2 protein-coding genes are annotated in these 2,198 nt (G+C 38.7%); one reads left to right on the top strand and one right to left on the bottom strand.

What is annotated here, in order from left to right; translation table 11 throughout:
* The first annotated feature begins 254 nt into the window (after positions 1-254).
* On the top strand, positions 255-1,145 hold the full coding sequence (locus CH76_RS13160) for a phosphoadenosine phosphosulfate reductase family protein (RefSeq protein WP_235190408.1): 891 nt from the start codon (positions 255-257) through the stop codon (positions 1,143-1,145).
* A 26-nt stretch (positions 1,146-1,171) separates the two neighbouring features.
* On the opposite strand, the gene CH76_RS13155 is transcribed toward CH76_RS13160, so the two are convergent.
* The gene (locus CH76_RS13155; RefSeq protein ID WP_036147277.1) at positions 1,172-2,125 is read right to left on the bottom strand and encodes an HNH endonuclease; all 954 of its coding nucleotides are present in this window, start codon (positions 2,123-2,125) and stop codon (positions 1,172-1,174) included.
* Positions 2,126-2,198: the final 73 nt, after the last annotated feature.

The following is a 2,198-nucleotide window of genomic DNA, read 5'->3' as shown; positions in this document are numbered from 1 at the left end:
AATAAAATGTAGGCTTTTACGTTGCGTCCTACAATTTCATTTATCGTCATAATATTTCCACCTCCTCTTTATTATATACCCATAAGTATATACATTATTTTATGTATTTACATAAAAAAAGAGCTTAACAAAGCTTACAGACCTCTAAAGGTATAAATTTATAAACTTATATAAATAGCTATCATCAACTTTACAAAAGAGGATGAAATTAGGGGGTAAGAGGGCTATAATTGCTGTATACAGGAGGGTTTTACATGACGATTGATATGAACCAAGTCAAAACAAAAAAACAACTTAGCAAGAAAGGGGCACTTGGTGCATTATCTGTACCTATGACACAGGGCGCTACACATGAGCGTAAGCCTGTACATGTCGCAATGTTTAGTGGTGGCGCTGCCTCTGCCTATGTTGCCTACTATATTGCACAAAAATATGGTAAAGAGAACTGCATTCTATTTTTCACTGATACTTTATGGGAAGATGCCGATAATTACCGCTTTATGGAGGAAGTTGCCGAGTATATTGGCTTAGACATCACCTACCGCATTGATGGGCGCACACCTGAGGAAGTATTTTTCGAACAAAAATTTCTAGGTAATTCACGTATGGCAAAATGTTCTGAGGAGCTTAAAGTACGTCAAACACTTATCTTCTTAGAAGAATTACGCGACGAGCATAATTTAGAGCCAATCCTTTACTTTGGTATTGGTGGGCATGAGTCACACCGTGCAGTGAACCTTAAAAACTTTTACGAACACAATCCGATTGAGCCAATCGAAACACGCTTCCCTATGCTAGAGACCTTTACGGAGGACTTAAACGCTAAGGAAATCATTCGTGACGAGTGGCGCATTGATTTACCACGCATGTATGGGCTTGGCTTCTCACATGCCAACTGCTCAGGGCGCTGTGTACGCGGAGGGCTAGGTCACTACGCATTACTCTACAAAGTTTGGCCTGACCAATACGCTGAACAAGAAGCAATGGAAGAACGCTTCCGCACACAATACAACAAGGATGTCTCTATCCTTAAACGTGACAGCAAACCCTTTACTTTACGCGCTTACCGCGAACTAATGGACAAAAATGGTATCGAAAAATATCTGAGTGAAAAAGACGATACAATCCCTTCACCTTGTTTATAAACCCACCTCGCCCCTTATTACATAATTTATTCCCAAACCCTATACCCATTACTTGTAGCAAATTGGTAAAGTTCTTGTAGTTTTTGTTCACTATAAGCATAGAAGTAATCCATACGCACTAATTGCTGTAGTTTGGCATTTTGCGCGTAGAGTGCTGTTAAATGCTGCGGAGCTGGTACGCGGTTATTTTTGCGTGTATTGCACGTTGGGCAAGCGAGCACAAAATTCCATAGGCGATCACTTTGTACATAATCCCAAGGGATAAAATGGTCAACATGCAAGGTTTGACGCGTAGTTTTGCCACAATAAAAACAACAATCTCCTGTATTGGTCTGCAATAAGCGACGAAACTCCTCAAGACTAGCACGTTGTGATACTTGCTCCACTCGCGTTAACATCTGCGTAAAATCTTCGTTATACTTCTCCAAAAACTTAGCAAGTTGATAGTTTGTTAAATTGGTTACAAGGCGTTGGTATTTTTTCAAAAACTGTACTACAGGTAAGCTCATTTGTAGGGTTTCGTCCTTTAAATGAAACGCATAAAATACACCGTCTGTATCTCCATAAAATGCTCCAATTACATAACGTTTACCATTCTTTTTAACTTGTTGCACAATGCTTTGTTGCACCGCTTCAGGCAGTCGGTCAAAGCGCCAATCTTTTGGCACTTCATACTTTACTTGTGCATCCTCTAAAATACCTTGAATGACAGAGCGTCTGCTTTTTGTATTGGACTGCCATAGTTGATGATGTACAACTAAATTCCAATAAATTTTAGTGAAGTCATAAAATAAATGGTCATAACTCATAAAGCCCTCTGGCGTAGTCATATAAATATTTTCGAGTAACGCTTTAAAGAAACCGTATTTATATGTAGTTGTTGTTTTGGCATCAAAGAAAAAATAATTGAGCTTTTTCCAAATATCATCCTCTGTACCATAGCCCTCTTTTAGCTCACCTAGCTGTAAATCCCATCCCACTTCTAGCACCTTCTTTTTTATTTCTATCGTATCATAATTTATTATTTGTATTAATATTTATCCCACTGCATGT

The sequence above is a fragment of the Lysinibacillus sp. BF-4 genome, from assembly GCF_000743635.1.
GTDB lineage: Bacteria > Bacillota > Bacilli > Bacillales_A > Planococcaceae > Metalysinibacillus > Metalysinibacillus saudimassiliensis.
Note: the sequence above shows the minus strand (reverse complement) of the source record. Positions and strands in the feature narration are given on the sequence as shown.

Excerpts from the sequence above, each read along its gene's own strand:
- CH76_RS13160 (WP_235190408.1), top strand. The coding sequence starts at position 255 with ATGACGATTGATATGAACCAAGTCAAAACAAAAAAACAACTTAGCAAG.